27 protein-coding genes and 1 pseudogene are annotated in these 23,775 nt (G+C 37.4%); 14 read left to right on the top strand and 14 right to left on the bottom strand.

The genetic code is table 11. From position 1 onward, the window contains the following. The first annotated feature begins 5 nt into the window (after positions 1-5). The 3 genes from GC098_RS14395 (at position 6) to GC098_RS14385 (ending at position 2,704) form a co-directional block, all read left to right on the top strand. Complete coding sequence (locus GC098_RS14395) at positions 6-746, top strand: hypothetical protein (RefSeq protein ID WP_171643836.1); 741 nt, start codon at positions 6-8, stop codon at positions 744-746. A 78-nt stretch (positions 747-824) separates the two neighbouring features. Then, positions 825-986 (top strand): hypothetical protein, encoded by a 162-nt coding sequence (locus GC098_RS14390; protein ID WP_171643835.1) that lies wholly within the window; start codon positions 825-827, stop codon positions 984-986. Between the two features lie 461 nt (positions 987-1,447). Next, the gene (locus tag GC098_RS14385) at positions 1,448-2,704 is read left to right on the top strand and encodes a hypothetical protein (RefSeq protein WP_171643834.1); all 1,257 of its coding nucleotides are present in this window, start codon (positions 1,448-1,450) and stop codon (positions 2,702-2,704) included. A 26-nt stretch (positions 2,705-2,730) separates the two neighbouring features. Here the strand turns inward: GC098_RS14385 and GC098_RS14380 are convergent, their stop codons facing one another. After that, positions 2,731-3,723 (bottom strand): DGQHR domain-containing protein, encoded by a 993-nt coding sequence (locus GC098_RS14380; RefSeq protein WP_171643833.1) that lies wholly within the window; start codon positions 3,721-3,723, stop codon positions 2,731-2,733. Positions 3,724-3,863: 140 nt separating this feature from the next. Between GC098_RS14380 and GC098_RS14375 the strand changes: the two genes are divergently transcribed. Beyond that, the gene (locus GC098_RS14375; protein ID WP_171643832.1) at positions 3,864-4,217 is read left to right on the top strand and encodes a helix-turn-helix domain-containing protein; all 354 of its coding nucleotides are present in this window, start codon (positions 3,864-3,866) and stop codon (positions 4,215-4,217) included. Between the two features lie 404 nt (positions 4,218-4,621). On the opposite strand, the gene GC098_RS14370 is transcribed toward GC098_RS14375, so the two are convergent. From GC098_RS14370 to GC098_RS14335, 8 genes are all read right to left on the bottom strand, one after another. Continuing rightward, positions 4,622-4,762 carry a hypothetical protein gene (locus GC098_RS14370; protein ID WP_171643831.1) on the bottom strand — a complete coding sequence of 47 codons (141 nt, stop codon included), beginning with the start codon at positions 4,760-4,762 and terminating at the stop codon, positions 4,622-4,624. After that, the gene (locus GC098_RS14365) at positions 4,759-5,121 is read right to left on the bottom strand and encodes a PaeR7I family type II restriction endonuclease (protein WP_216625276.1); all 363 of its coding nucleotides are present in this window, start codon (positions 5,119-5,121) and stop codon (positions 4,759-4,761) included. Before GC098_RS14365 ends, GC098_RS14370 begins: the two co-directional genes overlap by 4 nt. A gap of 1 nt (position 5,122) precedes the next feature. After that, positions 5,123-6,112, bottom strand: a complete 990-nt coding sequence (locus tag GC098_RS14360; protein ID WP_171643829.1) for a serine hydrolase domain-containing protein — start codon at positions 6,110-6,112, stop codon at positions 5,123-5,125. A gap of 161 nt (positions 6,113-6,273) precedes the next feature. Continuing rightward, complete coding sequence (locus GC098_RS14355) at positions 6,274-7,263, bottom strand: phosphotransferase enzyme family protein (RefSeq protein WP_171643828.1); 990 nt, start codon at positions 7,261-7,263, stop codon at positions 6,274-6,276. Between the two features lie 259 nt (positions 7,264-7,522). After that, complete coding sequence (locus tag GC098_RS14350) at positions 7,523-8,200, bottom strand: protein NO VEIN domain-containing protein (RefSeq protein WP_171643827.1); 678 nt, start codon at positions 8,198-8,200, stop codon at positions 7,523-7,525. Continuing rightward, entirely contained in the window at positions 8,197-9,090 is an 894-nt protein-coding gene (locus GC098_RS14345; protein ID WP_171643826.1) for a hypothetical protein, read from the bottom strand. Before GC098_RS14345 ends, GC098_RS14350 begins: the two co-directional genes overlap by 4 nt. Beyond that, positions 9,087-9,341 (bottom strand): hypothetical protein, encoded by a 255-nt coding sequence (locus GC098_RS41575; protein ID WP_376773881.1) that lies wholly within the window; start codon positions 9,339-9,341, stop codon positions 9,087-9,089. The genes GC098_RS14345 and GC098_RS41575 overlap by 4 nt, the downstream gene beginning before the upstream one ends. 177 nt (positions 9,342-9,518) lie before the next feature. After that, positions 9,519-9,896 carry a hypothetical protein gene (locus GC098_RS14335; RefSeq protein ID WP_171643825.1) on the bottom strand — a complete coding sequence of 126 codons (378 nt, stop codon included), beginning with the start codon at positions 9,894-9,896 and terminating at the stop codon, positions 9,519-9,521. Positions 9,897-9,968: 72 nt separating this feature from the next. On the opposite strand from GC098_RS14335, the gene GC098_RS14330 reads away from it, so the two are divergent. From GC098_RS14330 to GC098_RS14310, 6 genes are all read left to right on the top strand, one after another. Further along, positions 9,969-11,174, top strand: coding sequence for a hypothetical protein (locus GC098_RS14330; protein ID WP_171643824.1), 1,206 nt, complete (start codon positions 9,969-9,971; stop codon positions 11,172-11,174). Then, the gene (locus tag GC098_RS40820; protein ID WP_281367035.1) at positions 11,167-11,292 is read left to right on the top strand and encodes a hypothetical protein; all 126 of its coding nucleotides are present in this window, start codon (positions 11,167-11,169) and stop codon (positions 11,290-11,292) included. Before GC098_RS14330 ends, GC098_RS40820 begins: the two co-directional genes overlap by 8 nt. Positions 11,293-11,575: 283 nt before the next feature. Further along, complete coding sequence (locus GC098_RS14325) at positions 11,576-11,983, top strand: hypothetical protein (protein WP_171643823.1); 408 nt, start codon at positions 11,576-11,578, stop codon at positions 11,981-11,983. Positions 11,984-12,261: 278 nt separating this feature from the next. After that, positions 12,262-12,525 (top strand): multiubiquitin domain-containing protein, encoded by a 264-nt coding sequence (locus GC098_RS14320; protein ID WP_171643822.1) that lies wholly within the window; start codon positions 12,262-12,264, stop codon positions 12,523-12,525. Then, positions 12,500-13,678: a ThiF family adenylyltransferase gene (locus tag GC098_RS14315; RefSeq protein ID WP_171643821.1), complete on the top strand. Its 1,179-nt coding sequence runs from the start codon at positions 12,500-12,502 to the stop codon at positions 13,676-13,678. The genes GC098_RS14320 and GC098_RS14315 overlap by 26 nt, the downstream gene beginning before the upstream one ends. After that, positions 13,656-14,114, top strand: a complete 459-nt coding sequence (locus GC098_RS14310) for a ubiquitination-like system serine protease family protein (protein WP_216625275.1) — start codon at positions 13,656-13,658, stop codon at positions 14,112-14,114. Before GC098_RS14315 ends, GC098_RS14310 begins: the two co-directional genes overlap by 23 nt. Before the next feature lie 333 nt (positions 14,115-14,447). Here the strand turns inward: GC098_RS14310 and GC098_RS14305 are convergent, their stop codons facing one another. Next, positions 14,448-16,058 carry a hypothetical protein gene (locus tag GC098_RS14305; protein WP_171643820.1) on the bottom strand — a complete coding sequence of 537 codons (1,611 nt, stop codon included), beginning with the start codon at positions 16,056-16,058 and terminating at the stop codon, positions 14,448-14,450. A gap of 204 nt (positions 16,059-16,262) precedes the next feature. On the opposite strand from GC098_RS14305, the gene GC098_RS14300 reads away from it, so the two are divergent. Continuing rightward, positions 16,263-17,111, top strand: a complete 849-nt coding sequence (locus GC098_RS14300) for a DUF72 domain-containing protein (protein ID WP_171643895.1) — start codon at positions 16,263-16,265, stop codon at positions 17,109-17,111. A 72-nt stretch (positions 17,112-17,183) separates the two neighbouring features. On the opposite strand, the gene GC098_RS14295 is transcribed toward GC098_RS14300, so the two are convergent. The 4 genes from GC098_RS14295 to GC098_RS14280 all read right to left on the bottom strand — a co-directional run bounded on the left by GC098_RS14295 (position 17,184) and on the right by GC098_RS14280 (position 20,466). Further along, positions 17,184-17,375 (bottom strand): hypothetical protein, encoded by a 192-nt coding sequence (locus GC098_RS14295; protein WP_171643814.1) that lies wholly within the window; start codon positions 17,373-17,375, stop codon positions 17,184-17,186. Positions 17,376-17,416: 41 nt separating this feature from the next. Next, the gene (locus GC098_RS14290; protein ID WP_171643819.1) at positions 17,417-18,472 is read right to left on the bottom strand and encodes a serine/threonine-protein kinase; all 1,056 of its coding nucleotides are present in this window, start codon (positions 18,470-18,472) and stop codon (positions 17,417-17,419) included. A 12-nt stretch (positions 18,473-18,484) separates the two neighbouring features. Continuing rightward, positions 18,485-18,958, bottom strand: coding sequence for a hypothetical protein (locus GC098_RS14285; RefSeq protein WP_171643818.1), 474 nt, complete (start codon positions 18,956-18,958; stop codon positions 18,485-18,487). 149 nt (positions 18,959-19,107) lie between these two features. Beyond that, a complete protein-coding gene (locus GC098_RS14280) occupies positions 19,108-20,466 on the bottom strand; it encodes a PIN domain-containing protein (protein WP_171643817.1) in 1,359 nt (452 codons plus the stop codon). Between the two features lie 409 nt (positions 20,467-20,875). Here GC098_RS14280 and GC098_RS14275 point away from each other — a divergent pair. The 3 genes and pseudogenes from GC098_RS14275 to GC098_RS14265 form a co-directional block, all read left to right on the top strand. Next, a pseudogene (locus tag GC098_RS14275) lies at positions 20,876-21,598 on the top strand (DUF72 domain-containing protein); the annotation flags it as partial. Between the two features lie 385 nt (positions 21,599-21,983). Beyond that, entirely contained in the window at positions 21,984-22,994 is a 1,011-nt protein-coding gene (locus GC098_RS14270; RefSeq protein WP_171643816.1) for an ABC transporter substrate-binding protein, read from the top strand. 149 nt (positions 22,995-23,143) lie between these two features. Then, positions 23,144-23,503, top strand: coding sequence for a Na-translocating system protein MpsC family protein (locus GC098_RS14265; protein ID WP_171643815.1), 360 nt, complete (start codon positions 23,144-23,146; stop codon positions 23,501-23,503). The last annotated feature ends 272 nt before the right edge of the window (positions 23,504-23,775 follow it).

The raw sequence follows: 23,775 nt of genomic DNA, 5'->3' as shown, positions 1-23,775 counted from the left end.
TGATCATGATTAAAGAGAAGAATGTGAATGCGGGGAGAAAAACAAAGTTAACAAAGGACGAAGTTAGAGAGCAAATTTACCTATATAAGACAGAATATAAAGTTAGCGGGAAGATCAAGTATAGCGAAATGTTTGAGTACCATAAATCACTTTATAGAAATCAAATATCAAATAAATTAGTAGGTGAGGATTTCTGGAGAAAAGATGGTAGATTGGGTAAAAAAATGATAGATGAAGCTAATCTAGTGTACTTTCAGCAATTAGCCCCCCTAGTGGACAATGAGGTTCCCAATATTTCAGTTATTAATATCATCAATTTGCACTTTGAGGACAGAGAGAAACTTATACAAAATTTACTGCCTTTAGAGAAACAAATAGCGGCCAGTCGCGAAAAGGAGCGAAAGTACCAAATTAAGTTGAATAATGCTGAAAGAATAATAACTACTATGAAGGAGAATAACGTAGATTTACAAAAGCAAAGAGACGAGATGCAAAGTATTTTATTTAAAATATTTAGATATAGTGATAATCCTGGTGTGCCTCTAATAAACCAATTGCGTACAGGAAATAAGCAAACTGAGGTTGTAAGTAATGCATTAAATCGTATCTTTGATAAACCCGTAGATTTTTATAATTGGTACGATGATAGGGTATTGGCTGAGGAGGAGAGTGGGAAAATAGTATCAATAGATAATGTTAGAACTGAGAAGAGGATTTCAAGTGTGTTAAAGCAACGATTCGAATAAAATGTGTGGAGATATACGGCGAATCCTACCGCTTCCGACAAACAATGGAACTGCGAGATAAGGAGGTCGAGAACGACAATGCCTAAAGTGAATACACAGCAACTTCAAGAAGGAATCCATGAGATGCAAGCAGCAGTAGAGCGAATCAGAGAAGAAATACAGCGCCTTACAGAAGAACGAGATGCACTCATTCATGGTAATCTTGAAATCTATCTCAAGCTTAAACAGGTACACTTTTAAGCGTTTTCCAACTCCAACTTGGGGTGGGAATTCTTAATACCCCATCTCTTACATTATACACCATAAATGGTGTGCAAAGATTCACAAGTGGCTCAATTTTAACGTGATCGCTGTGGCTCAAAATTAAGTTGACGAAAACAGAATGGAGCCATTGGAGTTAGCACCGAAACAATTAAATATTTTTGATTTATAAATAAACAAATGCTTCCCATTATGTGGGGAGCATTTGTTCTTTACAGTCTGTACCAGCAATTTCGACCCATTCATACCTTTTAGGTCTATGTATCCCTTAAGTTGTCCAATCCAAAGGTATCGTTCTACTACCGTTGAATGGCCTTGGGTTTAGTGAAATTGCTTCCAAAAGGTCAAATAATAAGCTAAAGAAGGAAATTGGGAATTATTGTCGAAATTTCTGAGACGTTAATTATACTATTATAAAATAAGTGTATAAAGGAAATTATATGAATAATATAACTAAATATGCATGGGAGTTTACCAAGATAACTCTAAGAATATTATTATTATCTATTATTTTTATATTTAAGAAAATACTTACCATGAATGATAGAAACTTACCTTTGTTATTTTTTGCATTAAATTTGCCTTGCATTTTTACAAGTATTTGGTTAGTGTATAAAGGATTTCAAATAGGCATATTTTTTCTGGATATTCTCTTTTATGCTCTTTTTATTTGTGCGGGCTATAGAATGATTACATACCTACTTAAATTAAGAAGAGATATTTCAGACTTAAAGTATTTTAAGGCAAATGAATATCGATCAGATTTGAAAAACAGGCGACAATGGATTGAAATGATAGTATATATTTTTTACAGTTTTTTACTTCAAACAAGTGTATATTTAGGTTTATTCTCTAATAACCTTAATTTAAGTTATAAATTTAATTCGAACGTCGAATATATAGCGTTATTTATTTTGCTAAGTATTGTTGCTTTAGGAATTAAGTATTGTATATTCCGTTTTAGTCATCGTCTTTTCTTTCAATTTATTATAGCATTCTCGACTATTTTTAGTTTTTTTGTATTGCTAGCCTCCATTACATTTATTTTAGGATTTACTGTTTCTTATTTTGAAAATGATTCTAGTTTTATTTCATTTTATTATGACAATATTTTGAGCAATGTGATCTTACTACCTTTTCTTGCATCAGATCATTTTACTGAATATGTAATTATTGATCTAGGGGTTTCTTTTATTATCCAAGGATTGTTGTTTTTTGCAACACCTGCTTACTTGACCGAAAAAGTGAAACTTTCTTTTAAGTTTAACAGTATCTTTTTTGGGATCATATCAGCTCTAATTTTAATGTACTCTAACCAAATTGCAATCCTATTGAGTAGCTTTTTAAATTGGTTCCCAACTAACAATGAGTTTTACCACGAAACTATAATTAAGATTCAAACATCTAATTATAAAGAACTGAAAGAATTCGTAGATAGATTATTTAAAGTGGTTTTATTTCCGTATGTTATTGGTTCAATGATCTTTGGATATTTCTTTGATGAAAGAGAAGCAAAATACAAATCAAAAGCTAAAAAAGCATACTCACGTGCGATAAACTTATGTTGTGAAGGAAATAAAGCTGAAGTCGTTCGAGAATTAAAGAGAAGTATTTATTATGGTGGAGGCACATATGAGATTATGATCAAAACTAACGCTCATTTTCACAATTTTGTACTGGATGTAATAAAAGAATAAGTAATATATAATACAAATGCTTCCCATTAAGCGGGAAGCATTTGTTCTTTTAAGTCTGTAGCAAGCGTTCTCGACCCACTCATGCCTTTTAAGTACTTAAGTGGTCCTTGGGATGACCAATCCAAAGATAAGCGTTTTACGTGCCTCTGAATGGCTGTGAGATCGATACGTTTCTTGCCCTCGGGCATACATTTAAGTAATACATGATTTCCTGCCAAAGAAAGAGCGTCTAAGCAGACGATATGCGTTAATCGAAAGCCTTTATAATCAGACCATTCAGAATTAAATGTTTGCCGAATGGTATCATAATAAGTCATAGCCACAGCCAATTTTTCTTCTTTTGATAAGCTGGAAATCCGGTAATCTGCTGTTAAATGATGAAGTGTTCTGTAGACGTTCTGGAGAGTCACGTGACGACCTTTACTGCGTTTTCCAATGATACTACCGATATTATAAAAAGGGCTTTCTTTGCGTACCATGAGCTCTGTAGCTACCCAGCTGATGTCATCGGAGTCTCGACGCAAGAACTTGCTGAGTGACGGACCTATACCCTTTGCTTTTGTATTGATAGTATCAAATAGCTTTACCTCCTCATCTTCATCTAAAGAATGAAAGGCAAGAAAAGGAACATTTAAATCCGAGTTTGTTTCCCGTGTGTATTTCTCTATTCCGCCCATTCGATGCTGTCCATCCATTAATGAAGCCTTTCCTCTACAAAACAGTCGACCGTAAGATGGTCGTTGCCTATCGTAGTATGAAAATTCCCAATTCGAAGCAGCGTTTAATAAAATAGGAGTAAAAAGAGCGTCTTCCCCCTTAGATAAATAGCTCGCGAAATCCTCGCACCTTTTAGAATCTACAGGCCGTTGATATCCTTTACCAGAAGGTAAGTCAAAAGGTTTTACATATATGAGTTGTAGCCCGACCGAAGAAGGAAAATGGCTTTGATAAGCTACCTTTCCGCGCATTTTACACTGTAGGACATTTTCGATAACGATTTGAGCTGGAAGTGTATTCATGCTGATTACCCCTTATATTATATGGATTATTTACTTTAAATATAGATCTTATAAGATCTAAAATCAATTGGTTATATATGTTATAGGTGTATTTAACTTAGATGTCTACTTACTTAAGCTGATAGTGAGGTGGTGGACACATGCCTAAACTATCAGTACATGTAGGTGCAAGAATAAGAATGGTTCGCAAAAATAGAGGGCTTACTCAAGAGCAATTGGGTGAGAAAGTACAACAGCCTCAATCATATGTAGGTGGAATAGAGCGTGGAGAGAAAAATATATCGCTGGATACACTTGAACGAATTGTAGAAGCCTTAGAAATTCGACCAGGTGATTTGTTTAGTTCCTATATTGGATTACAGTCTAAAGACCAAATAGAAAAGGATCGGTTGATTGATTACTTAATTCATTTACTTACGGGTCGTAAACTTGGAGAAGTAGCAACTATTACAAGATTGATCGAGGACGTTTTGAAGGCGTATGACGCCAAATAACTATTTTGTTAATTTAGAAACAACCCAAGTACCGTAATTTATGTACTTGGGTTGTTTCTACAATAGCAAGTTAGATTTAGTGTTACAATGCCTAGTAGATATAATCTGCTGAAGAGGATCTGGAAGCTGAATCGCGTGAAAATCAGTTATTTGGTTATAAGTATGTAAATCAAGTTACGTTCTAGGTTGATGATACCATTTAAGCTTCGCCACCTATTTCGGCGGTTTTTCTTTTTAAAAAATGCCCGATATTTGTTCTTTTCGGGGTGAGCTACATCTACAATTGATCCTCCCAACGTCTCAATCTGCTGATGATGGTAGCTCCGGTGGTTAGGGTTTTATTTAATAAAAAAACCTACATGCCAAATATCGGGATGTTGGTTTTCGATATTAATCAATTTATTCTATTGATAAGCAACGATATGACCAACCAAAATGTCAATCGACAACTCTTCATTAGGAGTACGATAATTCCCGTGATTTACTGTATCAGCGATTATAAGAGCGCAGTTATTATAAAGCTGTTCTTGAACCATTTTAATCATGAATAATTCCGCACGTTCCTCATAATTAGCTGCATCCTCGTACGTGGAAACCTCATGTACTCTTCAAGTGGTTGGAAAAGCATATTTCTTCTATCAATTCCTAAAAGATTTGATGGATGGTCGCTCATGACATATATATATCCAAGAAAGGGACGAGAGGCTCCAAAGGCACCATGTTCAAAAGCTTTCCACAAATCATGGCTACTACCTACTGCTTCCTCTGTGCGGTTGTTTAAAATATTACCTACAGATCCATGCATGGACTTAAACTCAATAACTGCTAAAAGTCTATTTGTACCATCATCTAAACTTTTAATGACAATCATATCCCAGTCTTTTACGCTTAATGAAAGAATCAAATTATTGTGACAAGCAACTTTTTAGCACTAGGTTTCCAAAGCTTTGAATGTCTTTCAAATAATCATATTCTGTTGGGTTCGGTTCAATTTGGTTTAACATTCGAACGGCCACAATATTATACTCAGGAATAACTAACACAGCATTGCCGTAAAAACCAAGCGATTGATAGGACCCCTTAGGAAGTTCATTACCTAGTTCGGACAAGGGGCGGGGCTTGTCTTGTACCCACCAGAAGAATCCATTTCGAGGATAAGTTTCATCAAGACGGCTCGGAGTCACAATTGAAATAGATTGTTCAAATATCGAACTAGGTATTATTTGTTGTCCCTTATATTTCCCTTTAGTAAGATGTATCTGTCCCCAGTAGGCTAACTCCCGTGTACTTACAAATAGATTAGCCTCGCCGCCTTGGTCTCCTCTGTAGTCCTCATAAAGCCAAACCAACTTATCATTTTTCTCTTTTCTCCACCCAGTCTCTGTGAATCCAAGAGGTTTAAATATTCTTTCCTCTAATACCTGTGTAAGAGACTTATCAAAAATCTTTTGAATAATCCTAATAAGTAAATTAACACCAGCGTTGTTATACTTCCAGTCTGTTCCAGGCGGAAAAAGTCTTTTGTTGGGGCCTTGTAAACCGTGAGTGTGGGTCAAGAGATGTCGTATCGTTGTATTATTTAACACATTTTCATCCAGATCCTCTAAATATTCAGTTACATAATCATTGATGCTTCTTATTTTTCCTTCATATAGAGCAAGACTAATTGCGAAGCCCAGATAAGTTTTACGTATGGATGCGACATTGAATTGCGATTTTGCATCTATTGATCGACTGTTCGGAGATTTATCATGATTGCCTGCATAACACTCGTTCACGATATGGTCATTTTGCATAACTAAAACCGATGCTGCAGAGGCAGATATCAGATTCCTAATACTCAAAACATAACGATTAAGTTCATCAAAACCATTATTGGATTTAATATAATCCATTTCACTTCTCTCCCCATTATTGAATGAAATATGTACTAGTTATTCGGGAGATTACAAGGCAATCCTGCCAGTTACTTTAATAAATAAAAGAGGAACTGCCGCGAAGCATGCTCCTCAACTATAGTTTCCATTAGTTTAATAATATCTGCCATTTTAGGTGTTCAAAACTCGTCGATTAACGAAATTCCTTTTGTAATCCGCATGCGACTATCTTGCAAAAAATCTCGTGTCCAATCGTCTGGTTGACTTAAATCCCAGCTCCGGTGAATACCGACGAATACGATAATTTCTCTTAGTCTAAGGAAGAGCCCAAGCTGTTCCTTCCAGCCTTCAGGCATTTGACGGCCATCCTCTGTATAACCTTGCTCGAAATGTTTAATGAAAAGTTCGTACTGCACCTTCCGTTCGGACTTCGAATCTTCCCCGAATACATACAGCAAGTAATAGAGCTGGATGGCAATGTCTTCGGTATACCAACTGTACTGGCATTCGTCGAAGTCGAAGAGCGTTATTTCCCCTGATTCATCAACTGTGAAATTTCCTACATTGATATCCCCGTGAATTAAACCGAAGTTATCAACAGTAACAGGCAGACTAGCCAAAAGTGATTTAAGTTCATCAAGGGCAAGAAGAATTTGTTGTTGCTCTGACGGTATGTAATTTCTGGCCCGTAAGAGGTATTCATTATTCTCCCACGTATGTCTTTTGGCCGTAGGTTTGTACTCCTTAGCAAGATCATGGAGACGGCCGGTCATTCGTCCGCATTGTTCATAAAGTATGGAATTACCTAGGCATTCTGGGTAACCAATTTTACGACCGGGTGCGTGTCTGAAGGAGGTCACGTAGAAATCAATCATATTTCCTTGGATTCGTTCGAAGTCCTTTCCATCAACCGAATATACCGAATCCGAGACCGACAAACCATTCTCAGAAAGATAACGAATCCATTCAATTTCAGCTGCAAGTCCGTCCCACGTGCGAAGAGTGCTCGGGGTAAAACGGAGAATGTATTTCAATTTATCGCGATTATAGGAATAAATAAAGTTCTGGAAGCCTCCAATGAAAGTCAACTCCTTTGGGCTGACGCCAAACCGCGCAGCGCCTTCTACGGCATGTTCGTCCAGGAACACTGATTTTATCTTTGGGTCCATGAGTTCTCCTTGGTAATTGAGTCGTTATTGAAAAATCGAATGAACTTTTCCCAAACTCCGGTTGTTACCTCAACTTAATAACATGAATACCTGGTGACATGTGACAGCCTCATTTTCGAGAAATTTTTATTCCTTAGCAATCATGCAAATCCGGATTTTTACAGTAAACGAAATTTGGTTGAACCATTACTTTAACCTGCCCGTCAATAATCAAAATAGGGAACCACCTAGAAGCCGAATCATCTATAATTCTTTTCCTTTAATTCAATAATTTTCTTATTTTTGAAATGTATGAGTTCAGTAAAATTCCCTCTTGATTCAAGATAAATTCTTCATTGATGTTAACGATAAACCCGTCGGCTTTAATTTCAATGTTCGCAAGCCTTGTCAATTGGGTTATAGCTGCATAATCAAACTCCAGCGTTTCAATCGGGTTATCCAGAATATACCCAGTAATTATTTTTTCATCATCATTAATCTTGATAAACATGATGTGAAAACAATTTCGCTTCATGTTAGCGACCCGTAGTTCGTTATGGCTGATGTAAAATTTATTGTTATTTTGCGTCGTAGTTTTGACTTCAAACGCGTGCGTTTCGCCATCTATATAAACTTCGATGTCGTACCCAATCCTCGCATTTCCGGAGACCAGCTTTACCATACCAGGATGCACGACTTCCAAGTGTTCAATTGCAAGCATTTCCCCAAATCGACCAATTGCAGAATTAACCTTCACCCACCCGGGTATGGGGTCGTCTTCGTTGGCAACTTCAAAATGTATGTTTTGTTGCTCCAGTTCCACTTGCCGTTCACCAAGGTCTGTATCAAACGAGCCTATTTCTACATCCATTTTCTCTTGTATTCGAACAGAAGTTTTATCGTTAACCATATACAGTTGCAGTCCAGCTGCGATATCGTAAATTCTAATTTTGCTCATCTGCTGGCACCTTGGGAGCATGTTTTTTTACACACAATCCACTTTGTTTCGGTTTCATCGGACTCATATTGAATCAACGCCCAGTTATCGGGAGTGTTTTCATAAATTTCTCTACACCTTGGACATTTAAAGAAATTGACGTTTCGAGTTTCATCGACGTCTTTCCAACGAACTAATCTATCCATAAGACCTAGTTCCTGAAGCTTTTTGCCAATCTCGCTTAATCTGTCTTGGTTCGTATTACTATTGACCAACTTTAACACTTTTTTATTGTTAACAATTATTTGATGGATACGTTCATTGACCTGAAGAGGCTCGCTTCTACCCTTTAGTTGAAAGTTGCGATTTTCAAAGTCATAATTCTTCTCAATGCATTGATGTAATTCGTTCAGTTTTAAGCCATACTGATACACCATTTCAAACACAAATAGGCGCACATAATCTGTTTTAAATACATTTCGTATTAAAATGATTTGTTCAATCGTTAACGGTTGTCTTTCCTCTTGGAAATCATCTTTCACTTCATTGTTCTTAAATAGATATCCGTTCAGCACGTCAGGCGAAAAAGATAACTCTGTGCCGTTTTCAACCAAATAAACCAAGAAATTTTTAGTGTAATTGATTTTGTTGTTGTTACTTGAAGCCCTAGCCACTCCACCAACAAACTCTTCGATATTTCGCATGTCTAAACTATCAGCATTTATATCTGGGTAAGCTGCTAACAAATTAAGAGCATTGTTTGACATCTGGGATTTAGTTCCTATTTGGTATTTCTTCGGGTGATTATCTAACCATTTTTCATAACCTAGATATAATGTTCGGTTTTTAATACTAAATCGCTGCAAGTGAACTTCCTTTGGAACATTGCTTTTCGTTGTTTTTGTTCTCAATCTAAACTCCACCCTCCGAAAATGACGAATATCCACATTATACCATTACTTGGCTGTTTTAGACTCCTGCGGAACAATGCCAATATTGAGCTAATCTGCATTTTAGGTTTAATAAAAGGAGCAGCTGCCGCGGTAAGAACTGCTCCTTGTTTTTCATCGACAAGTGAGCCAAGTGTAACGCCGACCTTGCGTACCGGAAGACCATTCCAATTACGGTGAAATACCTCACGTACTGATCGATATACTTTCAGTGTATTATTCGCACACAGTTTTGGAAGTATAAACGTTTAAAATGTATAGCTATTCAATGTTTAATAGCCAATAAAATTCCATAGCTTTTAATGTGAGAGAAACGATTGAGGCTAAAGAAGACAATCTGAATTTAAAGAAATAACGCCAGTGTAACGGAGATTCCGCTGCACCTGGCGTTATTTTATTAACTCACTAGCACATTCAAAAACTCTTGCCATTATCGCTCGCTGTTCCTCATCCTTTACGTAGAAGCAATGCCGCTTCCAATCGAGTAGCCGAAGTGCCCCATCAATGTCTCCATTCTTTGCTGCTAAATATACTAGTTCGACTTCTTTCATCATAGGTACGCGTTGATGCTTACGATGAAAACCGATAATTTTTGATAACTCCCCTAAATCGTACGCCATTAATCCTCTGCTATTAGATCCGAATCTACCAGTAAATAATAGGCTTCTGATTCCCCGTCCATTGCTGTCGTAGTCCATATCGTTTACTTCAGAATGGAGTAGCGTTTTTACGTTACCTGTTCTCTTGCTAATTACGTTATATTTCATCGCTCAGGCCTCCCCAATTCATCTAACAACGATTATACAGCAAAGCTATTTCGCGAAGATGCGGGAATTTTAATGGATCAAAGAGCAATCGTTTTCTGTTATTTTAATGACGACCAGGTCAATGTGATCACTATGAAAGCCCCATTATCGATTGACTTAGCATCATCAGCGCGGATTCTCTTACTTTTGGATATCGTTTCGTTTTTCGTTTTAAGATTTATGAAGTCAGAATTCATTTCCGCATTCAATACCCGTTGTTTTCATATTTTAGGAAGGCTACAATCGGTTCAAGAGGTGAGAGAAATGTTGAAAGAGGAAATTCTCCAACAAGCTAAGGAACATGGGATAGCACTTAGTAGCAGTATGATAGAAAGATATGTCGAATACGGACTGATTGTCAGTAATAAGGATAGCCAAGGATACTCAAAAGGGGTTTTCACCCATTACCACGAGAGTACGTTGAAAGCAATTTTGTTAATTGATGAGCTTAAATTAATGAAGCTATTCAAGCACCAGAAGGATTACATTTTTATTCTATTCTGGAAAGGCTATCCTATCCAATGGGACAAGCTCAAAGCAAGGCTTCTAGAATTTCATTCAAGCGTCATGGATTCATTCAAAGTCATCGCTGGCTTCACTGCCAACCCTAGTTACAAAGAGATAATTGACGATATTGCCGCCGATGAAGTGAACACAAACAAATCTATCGGTCGACCTTCTAAATACACAATTGAAGCTCAAAAGAAAGCAGCACGTGAAACATCTACGCGAATCACCCTCATGAGCAAGCTGATCTCTGACATATTTGATAAAGAAGCCATCTCCCTGGATGTATTTCAAGACTTTAATCGACAATCCAATATCGATTCTGAGTATTTTAATGAATCCGTTCTTGTTCATGCAAACAACTGGCTTCAGATGAAGACATGGCGAAATGCTGTAAAGAAATCTGATGAGCAAGATTATATCGAAACCTATGAGCTAATAACCATACTTAAAGAATATTGGTCAGACCTGATACCAAACAACGGTAACATATATGATATCCCCTTCATTGGTAGGTTTGTACAAGAATTAGAGGAAAACTTTCAAATCAAGATCTTCTCAGACCGCCCATGGTTTTATAGATTTGTAATTCTCATTTTGCTAAGTGGTGGATTTCGCCAAGTTCTATTGATGTTCTTGGCCGACCCAGTTGTTAGAAATGGTTGGAAACAGTTCGTCGCAGCAATTTCTCTATTAAAAGAGAACCGAGAGGAGGTGATACTCAATGGGTAACGTCGAAATAGCTCTAGGTGGCGGTAAAGCCTTTTCAGCTCCTGCTTGGTTTATTCTTGTAATCATTGGCTTCGCAGTAATCGGAGCAAAACATTTAATGAAGAAAGCAAAGAACTAATGTATATAAGCATAAAAAAGCAACTTTTTTATTAAAGAGAAGGTGCTTCGTTTTCAAGAATACTCATATACCCAATTGTTCCTAATTTTTATTGCGAACAACATGATTCCAATATACAATATATTGTGTGAAGTTATTTTTTTTGTTCAATATATAGTTTAATTGTCGAAACATAGAACACATGTTCCTCTATTAACTGTGTATAACTTTTGATATACTCTAATTAATTACCAATTAATTCATAATAGGAGAAGAAGATTTTATGCTTAATCAACCTCGTTCAATGAGGGACCAGAAACTTCACGACGATTCTATTCTTTTTTTGGCTGAAGAACTTGTTAAAAGGGGATATAACGTTTTAGCTGATCATGGATCTTGGCCACTTTCAAACCAACCAATTGCAATTAACGGGTACAAACCTGATATTATCGCGATGAATTCCTTTGAAAGATGTATCTATGAAGTAGAAACAAGCAAAAGCTACCAGAGTAGATACACTGTAAATCAACTGGTATCTTTTAACATGAAGGGCAAAGAGGATTTTACTACATACTTGGTTTTGACAGGTTCAGAATACAAGCTACTCGTAGGAGGTCATTTTTTGAAAGCCCAAACAATAACTAGAAACATGGAATATGTTAGAGTGGCCCATCTGGATCTTGCTAGATCAGAATACCAGGTGTTTACATAGATATTTTGACTAAAAGGAGGTGATCAATCTGATAGTACAGGCTCTGGAGAGAGAACCACTTAATAGAACTAAAAAAGCCCTCTAACATAGAGGTTAGAGAGCTTTCGTAGGAGTCCAGCGTGAACAATGTGTTTATCAACCTTCGCCAAAAGTAATTGATAAACACTAAAATACTGGCATTCCTGTTAGATAAGTATGCCACTATATTCTACGTTCATACGCTGTATTCCTGCCAATGCCAATAAACAAATAAAAACCAAAAATGGAGGCAGGAATCTATGAATAATACAGAAGGTCAAGAAAAAGATAAAACTGTGGAGATCGTTGTTAACGCCAGACCAAGGACAGTGGCAAAAGACAAGCTGTCTTACCGATATGTAGTAGAGTTGGCTTACGGTCAATTTGACCCTAACCCAAATGTCGTATATACCGTAACGTATTCCAAAGGGATACACGATGAAAAAGGCTCGCTTGTGGATGGAAAGGATGTTATGGCTCACAAAGGGATGGTGTTTCATGTCACAAAAACTGATAAGTCTTAGTCCCGACTTAAAGCGATTGCGAGATGAAGGGTATGAGATTGAAGTAAGAAGTGCATACGCCTTAGTCCATCACGTTCCTTACGTGAATGTGAATCGTGAAATTAAATATGGAACCTTGGTTTCGGATCTTGTGCTCTCGGGCGACGTGACCGTAAATCCGATATCCAACCATGTTATGTTTTTCTGCGGAGAACATCCATGTGATATGTACGGAACCGCCATTGAGGGCATCCGGCACCAAACGATTGATCAGCCTCTTGTTGACTACATAATTAGTAATCACTCATTCTCAAACAAGCCAGACACAGGCTATGCGAATTATTACGATAAGTTCATTCAATACATCAAAATCATCTTAGCACCCGCTCAGGCGTTAGATGATTCGGTTACAGCACAAACCTATCGACCTATTGAATCGGATGAGGCATCGGTGTTTCAATACTATGACGCTAATGCCAGTAGATCAAATATTGCAACGATATCTAGCAAATTAGAAGGGCAAAAAATTGCGATTATCGGTCTTGGCGGTACTGGTTCGTATATCTTGGATCTTGTAGCAAAAACCCCTGTTTCGGAAATTCATCTCTTTGATGGGGATGAGTTTCTGCAACACAATGCCTTTCGAGCACCGGGTGCACCCACAATGGAGACATTGAAAGAGAGAAAAAACAAATCTGAATACTTCCATAGCATTTATTCAAACATGCACAAGGGAATTCATAATCATTCCGAATTCCTTACCGCAACAAACATTGGAAATATTCAGTTTGCTGATTTTGTGTTCATCGCTATTGATGAAGGCAGTACAAAGCGTGAGATTGTAAACACCTTGCTGACACATGGGAAACCATTTATTGATGTTGGCATCGGTGTTGAGATCGTGGATGATTCTCTGATGGGTCAGATTCGATTAACAACAGGAAACCACCAAAAGTACGACCATATCTATGATCGGATTTCGTTTAGCGATGGAGTCGCAGATGCGTATTCAACGAACATTCAAATTGCTGAACTCAATTCGCTGAATGCTTCACTTGCGGTGATTCAATGGAAGAAGTTATACGGATTTTATAATCATCACAGTTACGAATTTAACAGCATCTATTCCACATATACAGGGGATCTGATAAATGAAGACCGTCATGAAAACTAAAAAGATTTACCCTGTATTTACATCGATCATTCCAGATATCTTGGATCGAGACAAGGTGTATATCAGTCTTGATTACAATACGGTGGCACACCTATGCGCCTGCGGATGCGGTGAGGAAGTTGTTACTCCGCTACAGCCTTCGGAGTGGAAAGTGATCTATGATGGCGAAACGGTATCGCTACATCCATCCATAGGAAACTGGTCATACAAGTGCAGATCCCATTATTGGATCAGGGAAAACCAGATCCTATGGGCTGAGGATTGGTCTGATGAACAAGTAAAACGAGCAAGGCAATTGGAAGCACAAAAGAAAAATCTCGCTTCAAACGGTAATCAGCAGAAAACAACAACAAAGGTTCTAACAGGAGATGAACAAAACCAAAATACAAACAAACCAATAACCTTTTGGGATCTCATCAAAAATCTCTTCAAGTAAGGAAGAAACAAAAAGAGGATTGCTTATTAGTCGAGCATCCTCTTTTTTTCATTTTAGCATTTCATCCCCCTACTTCAAGCGTAAGCTAAGTGGAATGAATTGCGATTTCACTAAACTCTACCTGTAATGGCTACCGATTTTTCCTGCCCTATCCGCTGCAAGACCGGCCTTCATTAGACTAGATGCACGAATGAGCGCCTTATTCCCGAACCGATCCTTTATATTGTCCACGACGCGGTCAAGCTCGCGAAATAAACACTTCTCGCCTAGTAGAGAAGAAGCATCTATTTATCGATTATTACATAGCTGCGTGTGTATTTGATTGTCAGATGGTTAGTCGATGCTCTTGTCAAATTCAGGATTATTAAAGATAATCCCTGAAATTTCATCAATATGTTTTTTGAATTTCTTAGCAATATATCTTAGCCTCTTTGGTTTTAAAGAGCTGCTAATCAAAAAGTTTTTAAAGGGAAGATGATTTGAGTGTTTCTTTTTGTTATCGAGATATTTAAATAAAGGCTTCGCATTTTTGCGTGAAATAATTTCAACAAACATTTCAAATTCTTCTATATCAACATGATAATAAGCTTTAATAGGTAGTTCGAAGCCCTTTTCGACACTTAGTCGAATATCTTCTTCAAATGGTGATAAAGTAGGAAATTCACCTAATGTAGCAGACATTAAATAAATTTCATCAATTCCATGTAAGGCTTCGTGACCTCTTTCCTTTAACTCTTTTACACAGTTATGAAGCTGTAAAATAGGATCTATTACCAATCGGTGCGTATCTTTTTCTATAGCCTCTTTTGATCCAGAAATAAAAGCATCCATGCTAAGCCTTTTTGCTTTCGCTTCCACAGCCAACAGTTTACTTCCTAACCGAATCATTACATCGGGTGACTTATTGGATCCAAAAGAGAATTCCTTAATCATTGTATACGGTAGTGGGGAACTATCAATGGCTTCTTGAGCTAAAATTTCAATATATTTTTCAAAGCACCTTCCATAAAAACTAAAGATTTGTGTGCTACTTCCTGGATATGCTTGTCTTATTTTAAAGTAGAGTTCATCAAAAACTTGCTCGTATAAATATTTGATATTGATTGGAAAGAAGGTTCCATTTTCAAGTTTAAGAATTGGCTTTTGGCGAAATTTTGTATAGTTCCAAGTTTCATCCAAGGTATCCTTAGACCACGTACTGCCTTCAGATATTGTCATTGACAATTCTTCTAGAATGCTGTTTGCAATTGTAGGTATCTTTGAAGCAGAAAAGTAATCATTTGCTCGGTTCCATTCAGGAATAACTTCATTTTTTGACTTCATAAACCCAGCAAATAATGCGAAAACGACAGACAAATATTCTTTTATCGAATACCCGTAATGATCAAGGAAGGCTTTTTTAATATCAAGATATTCTTTGGGATTAAAGTAGCTACTATCCCCTGCGATCTCATCAAACATTAGGGCAGCTCTTGCCAAAGAATTTCTAAAATCGGATTCAGAATTAAATACGGCATTAGAAAACATGTCGTATTTCAATCTTTCAACATCTACTTTCTCATCATACAGATAGTCTGAGATAAGCAGATTAAGATAGACTATAGTATTAATTGCATTAACAATTAAAATTTCATCGTCTAGTTTTTTCATATCACCGTGAGCTAATAGCCATTTCCAAACCGCTAATAACCCTTGGCCGCTATAAAGAAAATGTGGAGCAACTTTCTTCTCAACAAACTCTAATTCAGGGGCTACTTCATGCAAGTGATTAAAAAAATTAGATCTAATCGTTTTATCATTTCCTGGGATAGAGTTAAGTTGAGATAACACGTTTAGCACCCCGCCAAGGGGCACCTCTTTGATCAGTTCGATTAGCTTATCTTGGTTATATTTATACCCGAAAATATCACTATAGGTAGCATAAGTGCCTATATATTTAGCCATTGTCTTCATAGCTCACCGGCTTTCTGGGGGTAATTGTTAAAGTGATATTTCTAAAATATTATAACTGAATATAATTATATTATTATTAATTTGTAGAAAGGCACACCTTTTAGATGCTGCTTATTATTTAATTAAGTTTGGATTTATTGGTACATGCCGATAAAATATAGTATGAGTATTAACTTCTTAAAGAGTGGTGGGAAAATGATATCAATCGGGCTTGCTGGATGGGGAGATCATGAGGAGTTATATAAGGCTGGTACTAGACCGCAAGACAAGCTAAAAGAATACAACAAATATTTTTCAGTTGTTGAAGTAGATAGTTCTTATTACGCCATTCATAAAGAAAGTTTATACCGTAGGTGGGTTTCAGACACATCAAATAATTTCTCGTTTTTAATAAAAGCTTATCAGGGTATGACAGGACATACGCGGCAGAATTATTCTAATACAGAAATAGAAGCTATGTTTCAAAATTTTATTGAATCTATAAATCCTGTTCTAGAAACATCCAAATTAAAAGCCGTCCTTTTTCAATACCCTCCTTGGTTTGAATGCAATCGTGACAATGTATCATTATTACGATTGACTAAGGAAAGAATGGGAGATATCCCTGTAGCCCTCGAATTTCGCCATCAGAGCTGGTTTAGTCCAGAAATGAAAGAAAAAACATTGTCATATATGGTTAATGAAGGCTGGATACATAGTATTTGTGATGAGCCTCAAGTTTTTCCGGGGTCGATCCCGACAATTTTAAGACCAACAAATAAAGATTTAACAATTGTTCGTTTCCATGGTAGAAATACATCAGGTTGGACATCGAACGGGACAACAAACTGGCGAGAAGTGCGATACCTCTATCGCTATAATGACGATGAATTACTTGAGTGGAAAGAGAACCTTATGAAACTGGAAGAAGAGACAGATGAGATTTGTGTGATATTTAATAATAACTCTGGAGGAGATGCAGCTTCTAATGCATTTCAACTTACGAATATTTTTGGACTGGAAGAGCCGCAGCTTCCCCCAAAACAAATAGAAATGTTTGATTAACTGGTAATACTTTGAGATAAGCTTTCAAAATAAATATAAAAAAACAGCACAGGAGTTTCCCAGTGCTGTTTTTTACTTCAACCTTTTGTTTTTATCAATAGGTAAGATCGTGGCATATCCATTGCCCATATCTTGAATAATCATATTGTCTTTTATATCAACCGCACCACTTTTAATAAGTCTCTCGTGCCGAGTTTCACTTGAAAAGGGGTTAGTTAGTTGATGTCTGGACTGTAATTTGTTTTTCATCACAATTTTAGCCATTCAACTCATCCTCCTTATGAATTACATCGACATCAAAAACGTTATTTTTTAGTGTTTTCGTAATCGTAAATTAACTTAGCTGCTTTTTTAAAGGCTTCTTCTAGACTCTTATATCCGTCAGAATCCCATTTGGTTATTTTAGAGGTTTTATTAGAAGACTTGCTGTATTGTTTTCCAGCGATACTCCATTTACCCTTCATTTCAGAAACAGTTATATATTTCACGGTTTTATCTTCATTAATTTTCCAAACAAATGTTCTTGTTTGGTTATCCTGAGTGTATAACCAATCTAAATTTTTGTCAATTTTACTTAAGTCATTTAACATTTCAAGAACAGTGTTGTATCTATCTACAGGGTTCACAGATAAAGCCTTTTTTATAACATTCTGCAATGATTTAGGTATATGCGGAAGGAACTTATTTCTATTCGGAAAAGTTCCGTTTTCGATATCGTCTGTGGTTGCAACATCGCGTTGGTTAATGAATTCTTCGTTACCATTACACATCCTGTATAATGTTAAACCACAATGATAAATATCGAAAAAAATATCAAATTTATCGACGCTAAATCTTTCTGGTGCCATGTGTGGAGGATATAATTGGTCAGGTGTAGCAAACCCGTTTACATCAGTATATTTTGCTAATCCAAAATCGGTTAACAATGCTGTGTTTGAATCGCTAATTAGTATATTAGTCGGTTTAATATCAAAGTGAAGAAGCCCTCTGCTATGTACAAAATGAAGACCACTTAGAAATTCCAATGAGTATGTAATAATTTCCCTTACAGATAAAAATCTTTTGTTAATTAAGGAGTTAATTGAACCCTTCTTATATAAAGGCATAGAGAGAAAAATATAATCATCATTTTCACAGGAATAGTTAAGTTCAACGATATTAGGGTGTTGGCTCGCATAAAGTATCTTTGATTCGGCAAAATAGTCAGAAATTCTAAGTCTGTCTAAGTCTTTTTTTTTAATGGTTTTTACCACGATATCCGTTCCTAACTGAATATCTTCAGCAATAAACACATCAGAATTTCTACCTTCTGCGCCAATGTTTTCTTTTTGTATAAATGTTAATTTAGTTTCTACTCTCATTTAACTTCTCCTCTAAGAATTAATGGCTGCGTATGCAGTAAGACTGCTTTCTCTTGATTCAGTTTTCATTGTTTCCCAACCTTCAATTTCAAGATCTTCTGATTGCCCTTTTTCATCAATCCACTTGGTTATATCAGTGACTTTCACTTCAAGAAGTTTAGCTAATGTTCCTTTCGTTCCAAGGAAGTATTTTTCAACGGATGAATTGGCAAACAACTCTTGGACAACACCTTCTATATAGATACGATCAGTACTAATATTCATTGAGGATCCTTCGAATATTCGAATTCCTGCTTTTTTAACCTTATACTCAGCGATAATTGAGATTAGGGTTGTCCGAATATATGTTAGCCTTTTAGGAACGTCCATTGCTTTTGGAACAATTATTGTATCAACTGTTTTGATTTCTATTGTTCCATCGTCTTGTTGCTCTAATATTGAATAATATATAGTTTGGGGAGAAACCCTTATGCCTATCGCTATCACAAAATAACCACCTTTTATATGAATATAGAAAAATAGAGTCACGCATCGCTCACATCTGAACTAATTCCCTTGTACAGCAATCAGTACTCTAAGAAAAATTTTATGATTTATTTAGCCTAAAGTTGGCGATAAGTTTGATTTCACTGTAATCATTCAAAACGAGAGTCCCTATAAGCCTCGTACAAGGCATCTTCATCGACAAAATCCATTTCGACATCTACCACTTCGTAATATCCGACCACCTTAGAGCGTACACTCTCTGTTTTGAAAAGAGGCCCAGTATCTTCGCGCTCAAAGTCAATTTCAAATGAAACGTTGATCTTCCCTCTAACGGTAATGTCAGTGTCCTCTCTTGCCGAATAGTCATTAGAAACGAATAGCGATAATGTTGCATTTACTTCCACATCAAATACGGCCTCAATTTCGACATTAGCCCCTTCATGCGTAACTCTGAAGGAATGATATTTTCTTGGTACCTTTGCATTACTCAACTCAACATCTTCTAAAATATTATCTAAATGCCCTGCCAAGTCACCACCATGAACTAGATAGCTTGTGAGATCGTAATCCTCATCCAATAATTCAAGCAAATCAGCTTTATCTCGAAAAACATCATCGACTATTTTATCAGCATTCATTTCAACTTCTGACTGATACGAATGTTTACCGTAAATAATTGCTACTTGTTTTACGAGCTCGGATAAATTCATGAATACTATTCCGTTAGAGTTGTAGCTGGAAAACTCTTGAAGTAACTCAGCTCTAGCTTGCAGAGGCCTTTTGCTACCTTTCTCCAATTCCCACCAATCTTCTTTATTGTCGTTTGTCACAAAGATAAAAGGCTTCTGTAATTGACTAGCCCATTTAAGAATTTCTTTCCATATCAATAGATCGCCATATTGCCGTTTTAGATCATCGCCGTTCTTACTCTTTCCAATATCTCCATACCCCGGAGGGAGTTTATATTTATACCGACGCTCTCCCTCTTCAAATATAGCAATCAATTCAGAGATATTAAACGGAATCCCCACATTTCCAAGAGATGAGAGAGAACGTACTAAGATGGAAGGTAAATCCTTATCCAATACTTCTTTATTCGTTTGGATTTCGGACTCAATTTGTTGCTCATATGTATTTACTTCTGCTCTCATTGAATTAATCAGATCCATCAAGCGGTTGCTTAAGTTATCAACGGATGGAAAATCCGACTTTTCATAAGAAGCCAATTTCCCTGACATATCAGTTTTGAAAGTCTTAATATTTTGTAAGAGTTCCTTTGAGGCATCTTTGTATCTCGCCAAAGCTTTCGACTTTTCAGTCTCCCTCCCATGCTCAAATTCTTGAAGCACTTGGGCAGGAAGCTTAATATTCACATTTGCTGATTCTAAAACATCAAATATATATTGATTAGTCGCGGAAGAGAAACGATAACCATCAAACAAACAGTTAGTATCCAGAACAACTACTGGCTCTTCGAGCCACAAGTCCTTAAAGCTATGAATGTCCATTTTTTACCTCCAAAGGTCTACTATTCTATTGAATTTCGGTAATATTGTTAATTGGGCTGTTGTATTTATAACACAGAAAACCACAAGAAAACTGTGGTTCATAAAGAGGTGAGGAATAGGAACAAATTTCAATGATCTTCCATTTATTGTATTACATTTCAGGGCGACTGAATACTATCGGTTTGTTCTACCTCAAAAGTTCACAATATACCCCAATTAATAGAGTTACTGAATTAAATTAGATTAATCTATTATATTAAATTTGGTTCCATTTCCTTATAACTTGTAAAACTAAAATAAATAATGAATAATCGAAATAATATTGCCCTAATTTAGATAGGGCAATATTGAAATAATCGTATAGGAACAGCGTGTTGATAATTATGCCCATTCGTAAATATCGGTATAATACGCCATCCAACCGGAGCGGAATTATATAAAATGGAACCAAGAGACGCCAGAACGCTTTGGTTTCATTATTAAGGCATACCAAGGAATGACGGGGCATCTGCGGGGAGAGAGTCCTTTTGCCGGTGGGATGGAGCAAATGTTTGAGGTTTTCTTACAGTCGATCCGACCTGTTCAAGAAGCGGGAAAGCTTAAAGCTGTTCTGTTTCAGTACCCGCCATGGTTTGATTGCAACAAGACGAATGTGGATGTGCTGCGTGATGCTAAAGAGAAGCTGGGCGATGTACCTGTAGCGTTGGAATTCCGCCATCAGAGCTGGTTTACGGAGGAAATGCGCAAAAAGACGCTCACCTTTATGCGGCGAGAGGGTTGGATGCACAGCATCTGTGACGAGCCTCAGGCAGGGATTGGTTCGGTCCCGACAGTGCTTGAGGTTACACACCCCGAGATGACGATGGTTCGATTCCACGGCCGCAATGTTGGCGGATGGGTGCAAAACAACGAGGCGAACTGGCGTGACGTACGATACTTATACCATTACAATCAGCAGGAGCTGCTGGAGTGGAAGACGTGGCTGCTAGAGTTGCAACATCAAACGCGAGAGGTATGCGTGATCTTCAATAACAATTCAGGCGGACATGCCGCAGGGAATGCCAAGGAATTGATGAAGCTGCTCGGTTTAGAATATGAAGGGCTGGGACCACGTCAGTTGGATTTGTTTTAACAATTGAAAAGGCCATGCTTATTTGCGTGCATAAAGATTTTCGGGCTATAGTAAGGGTTATAAGTAATTGGGGCTGAGTATAAGCAAAAGAGGAGAGTTAGACAATGGTTGGTGCCATCATCTTAGGTATTATTGCCCTTTTGATCATAGTGGGTTTGACATTCTGGGTAACGAAGAAAGCGTACTCCCGTAAATGGGATGAAGAAGATAAGGATTAAAGATAGAGTACTGATTTACGAAATGGAATGTTAAAGCGCCAGCCTTCAAATGAAGGTTGGTCTTTTTTTATTAGCCTGTAGAGATATTGACATTTGTTAGTAAAGGAATTAGGATGTTATAGATAATGATAATCATTCTCATAATTTTGAAGGAGAGATAACTATTTATGCATACCCATTTTTCTGTTGCAAATCGTACATATGGAGTTAAGCTGCTTGTTCTTGTTACGATGATCATGCTGATCCTAGCTAGCTGCGGACAACAAACAGACACTTCGAAGTCGGATGCTGCAGCTACCACGAATACGAAGAAAGAAAGTCAACCCGCTCAATCCGAAGAATATACCGTTAAGCATGCCATGGGCGAAACAAAGATAAAAGGCACTCCCAAAAAGGTTGTCGTGTTAACGAATGAAGGTACGGAAGCCGTTCTCTCGATGGGGATTAAGCCTATTGGTGCGGTGAAGTCTTTTACATTAGGGGATTGGTATGATCATATCAAAGCGGATATGGAAGGCGTGAAAATAGTTGGGGATGAAAGCCAACCGAATTTAGAAATGATCGCTTCCCTAAAGCCTGATTTAATCATTGGAAATAAGGTTCGTCAGGAAAAAGTATATGAGCAGCTGTCTGCTATTGCTCCTACCGTATTTTCGGAGAGATTATCAGGGGATTGGCAGATCAACTTCAAGCTGTATGCAGAAGCTTTGAACAAAAAGGCTGAGGGCGATAAAATTATTGCAGATTTTGAGAAACGTATCATAGATTTCAAAGCAAAAGCAGGTGATCAGTTAAAGACGAAGGTATCGATTGTTCGTTTTATGCCGGGTAAAGTTCGTATCTATATGAAGGATACATTCTCCGGTGTTATTCTCAATAAACTGGGCTTTGAGCGGCCAGCTTCACAGAATCAAGATAAATTCGCAGATGATCTGACGAAAGAACGTATTCCGGATATGAATGGGGACATTCTATTCTACTTCACATGGGATAACGAAAAGGGAGAAGCGAACAAAATCGAGCAAGAATGGACGAATGATCCACTTTGGAAAAACCTCGATGTCGTGAAACAAGGCAAAGTGCATAAAGTAAGTGATGCGGTTTGGAATACGGCAGGTGGAATTAAAGCTGCTAATTTATTGCTGGATGACTTGGAGAAGTATTTTCTGAAAAAATAATTCGCTCAAAGCAGAATTACTTTATAGTAGGAAGTGTGAGAGTGGACAAAGTTGTCCGCTCTTTTTTTATAAATGAGTTTAGCGGTTCAGTTGTCAGGTATACGCTTTCTTGCTATGATTGAAGCAGTAAATATAAAGGTGGCTGGCCAATGAACCGAATGGAGGCCGAATTTAGTAACCTAGTGAAGGCTTATCGCAAAAAGCATATGGGCAAGGGGCCGGAGCGCGTGATGACGACCTTTTGTAAGTGCTGGGCGATATGCGAAATGTCAGGAAACCTCTCTCCCGTAGAAAAGTTTATGGCGAAAACCGGTGATGGCAGACAAATGCTCCGCACGGCTCGCACGGAAATGGTGAAAGAGATTTATAAGGACCACCCCCCAGTCGAGATGGAGGAGCTGCTTGGCGCGAAGTTCGTTAAGCTGTTCGTCGATATCGATATCGAGCTGGATGAGGGGATGTCGGTGTTCGTTTTTGATCAGGATCTGGAAAAGAAGTTTTGTAAGTAGAGATGTTGGCGCTAAGTGAAACGAGGATCCGACTCTAGACTTCCTGGCAACCCAAGTTGCTTGGTAGATTAGTAACCAGAGAGTCCGACAACACGACTACTTGGTGACTAGTGCCTGGCAACCTGACAACCCGTAACCTAGCAGCCTAGCTACCCAGAAACTTGGAAACCTGACAACCCGATCTACCTGGCAATCTGGCTTCGCAATGAGATGATGTAAAAAGTGCATCTATTTACGGTTAAATAGCGGTGAAATCGGAAAAAGCTGCAAAT

It is taken from the genome of Paenibacillus phytorum, assembly GCF_013141715.1.
Classification (GTDB): Bacteria; Bacillota; Bacilli; order Paenibacillales; family NBRC-103111; genus Paenibacillus_E; species Paenibacillus_E phytorum.
Note: the sequence above shows the minus strand (reverse complement) of the source record. Positions and strands in the feature narration are given on the sequence as shown.

Bases quoted from the DNA above. Each gene is read 5' to 3' on its own strand.
- GC098_RS14295 (WP_171643814.1), bottom strand. From the start codon at position 17,375: ATGGCTAAAATTGTGATGAAAAACAAATTACAGTCCAGACATCAACTA.
- GC098_RS40820 (WP_281367035.1), top strand. From the start codon at position 11,167: ATGGGTAACGTCGAAATAGCTCTAGGTGGCGGTAAAGCCTTTTCAGCT.
- GC098_RS14335 (WP_171643825.1), bottom strand. From the start codon at position 9,896: ATGAAATATAACGTAATTAGCAAGAGAACAGGTAACGTAAAAACGCTA.
- GC098_RS14310 (WP_216625275.1), top strand. From the start codon at position 13,656: ATGAAGACCGTCATGAAAACTAAAAAGATTTACCCTGTATTTACATCG.
- GC098_RS14280 (WP_171643817.1), bottom strand. From the start codon at position 20,466: ATGGACATTCATAGCTTTAAGGACTTGTGGCTCGAAGAGCCAGTAGTT.
- GC098_RS14330 (WP_171643824.1), top strand. From the start codon at position 9,969: ATGGATCAAAGAGCAATCGTTTTCTGTTATTTTAATGACGACCAGGTC.
- GC098_RS14305 (WP_171643820.1), bottom strand. From the start codon at position 16,058: ATGGCTAAATATATAGGCACTTATGCTACCTATAGTGATATTTTCGGG.
- GC098_RS14360 (WP_171643829.1), bottom strand. From the start codon at position 6,112: ATGGATTATATTAAATCCAATAATGGTTTTGATGAACTTAATCGTTAT.
- GC098_RS14300 (WP_171643895.1), top strand. From the start codon at position 16,263: ATGATATCAATCGGGCTTGCTGGATGGGGAGATCATGAGGAGTTATAT.
- GC098_RS14385 (WP_171643834.1), top strand. From the start codon at position 1,448: ATGAATAATATAACTAAATATGCATGGGAGTTTACCAAGATAACTCTA.
- GC098_RS14270 (WP_171643816.1), top strand. From the start codon at position 21,984: ATGCATACCCATTTTTCTGTTGCAAATCGTACATATGGAGTTAAGCTG.
- GC098_RS14395 (WP_171643836.1), top strand. From the start codon at position 6: ATGATTAAAGAGAAGAATGTGAATGCGGGGAGAAAAACAAAGTTAACA.
- GC098_RS14375 (WP_171643832.1), top strand. From the start codon at position 3,864: ATGCCTAAACTATCAGTACATGTAGGTGCAAGAATAAGAATGGTTCGC.
- GC098_RS14355 (WP_171643828.1), bottom strand. From the start codon at position 7,263: ATGGACCCAAAGATAAAATCAGTGTTCCTGGACGAACATGCCGTAGAA.
- GC098_RS14320 (WP_171643822.1), top strand. From the start codon at position 12,262: ATGAATAATACAGAAGGTCAAGAAAAAGATAAAACTGTGGAGATCGTT.
- GC098_RS14265 (WP_171643815.1), top strand. From the start codon at position 23,144: ATGAACCGAATGGAGGCCGAATTTAGTAACCTAGTGAAGGCTTATCGC.
- GC098_RS14325 (WP_171643823.1), top strand. From the start codon at position 11,576: ATGAGGGACCAGAAACTTCACGACGATTCTATTCTTTTTTTGGCTGAA.
- GC098_RS14350 (WP_171643827.1), bottom strand. From the start codon at position 8,200: ATGAGCAAAATTAGAATTTACGATATCGCAGCTGGACTGCAACTGTAT.
- GC098_RS14370 (WP_171643831.1), bottom strand. From the start codon at position 4,762: ATGATTAAAATGGTTCAAGAACAGCTTTATAATAACTGCGCTCTTATA.
- GC098_RS14315 (WP_171643821.1), top strand. From the start codon at position 12,500: ATGTCACAAAAACTGATAAGTCTTAGTCCCGACTTAAAGCGATTGCGA.
- GC098_RS14380 (WP_171643833.1), bottom strand. From the start codon at position 3,723: ATGAATACACTTCCAGCTCAAATCGTTATCGAAAATGTCCTACAGTGT.
- GC098_RS14290 (WP_171643819.1), bottom strand. From the start codon at position 18,472: ATGAGAGTAGAAACTAAATTAACATTTATACAAAAAGAAAACATTGGC.
- GC098_RS14390 (WP_171643835.1), top strand. From the start codon at position 825: ATGCCTAAAGTGAATACACAGCAACTTCAAGAAGGAATCCATGAGATG.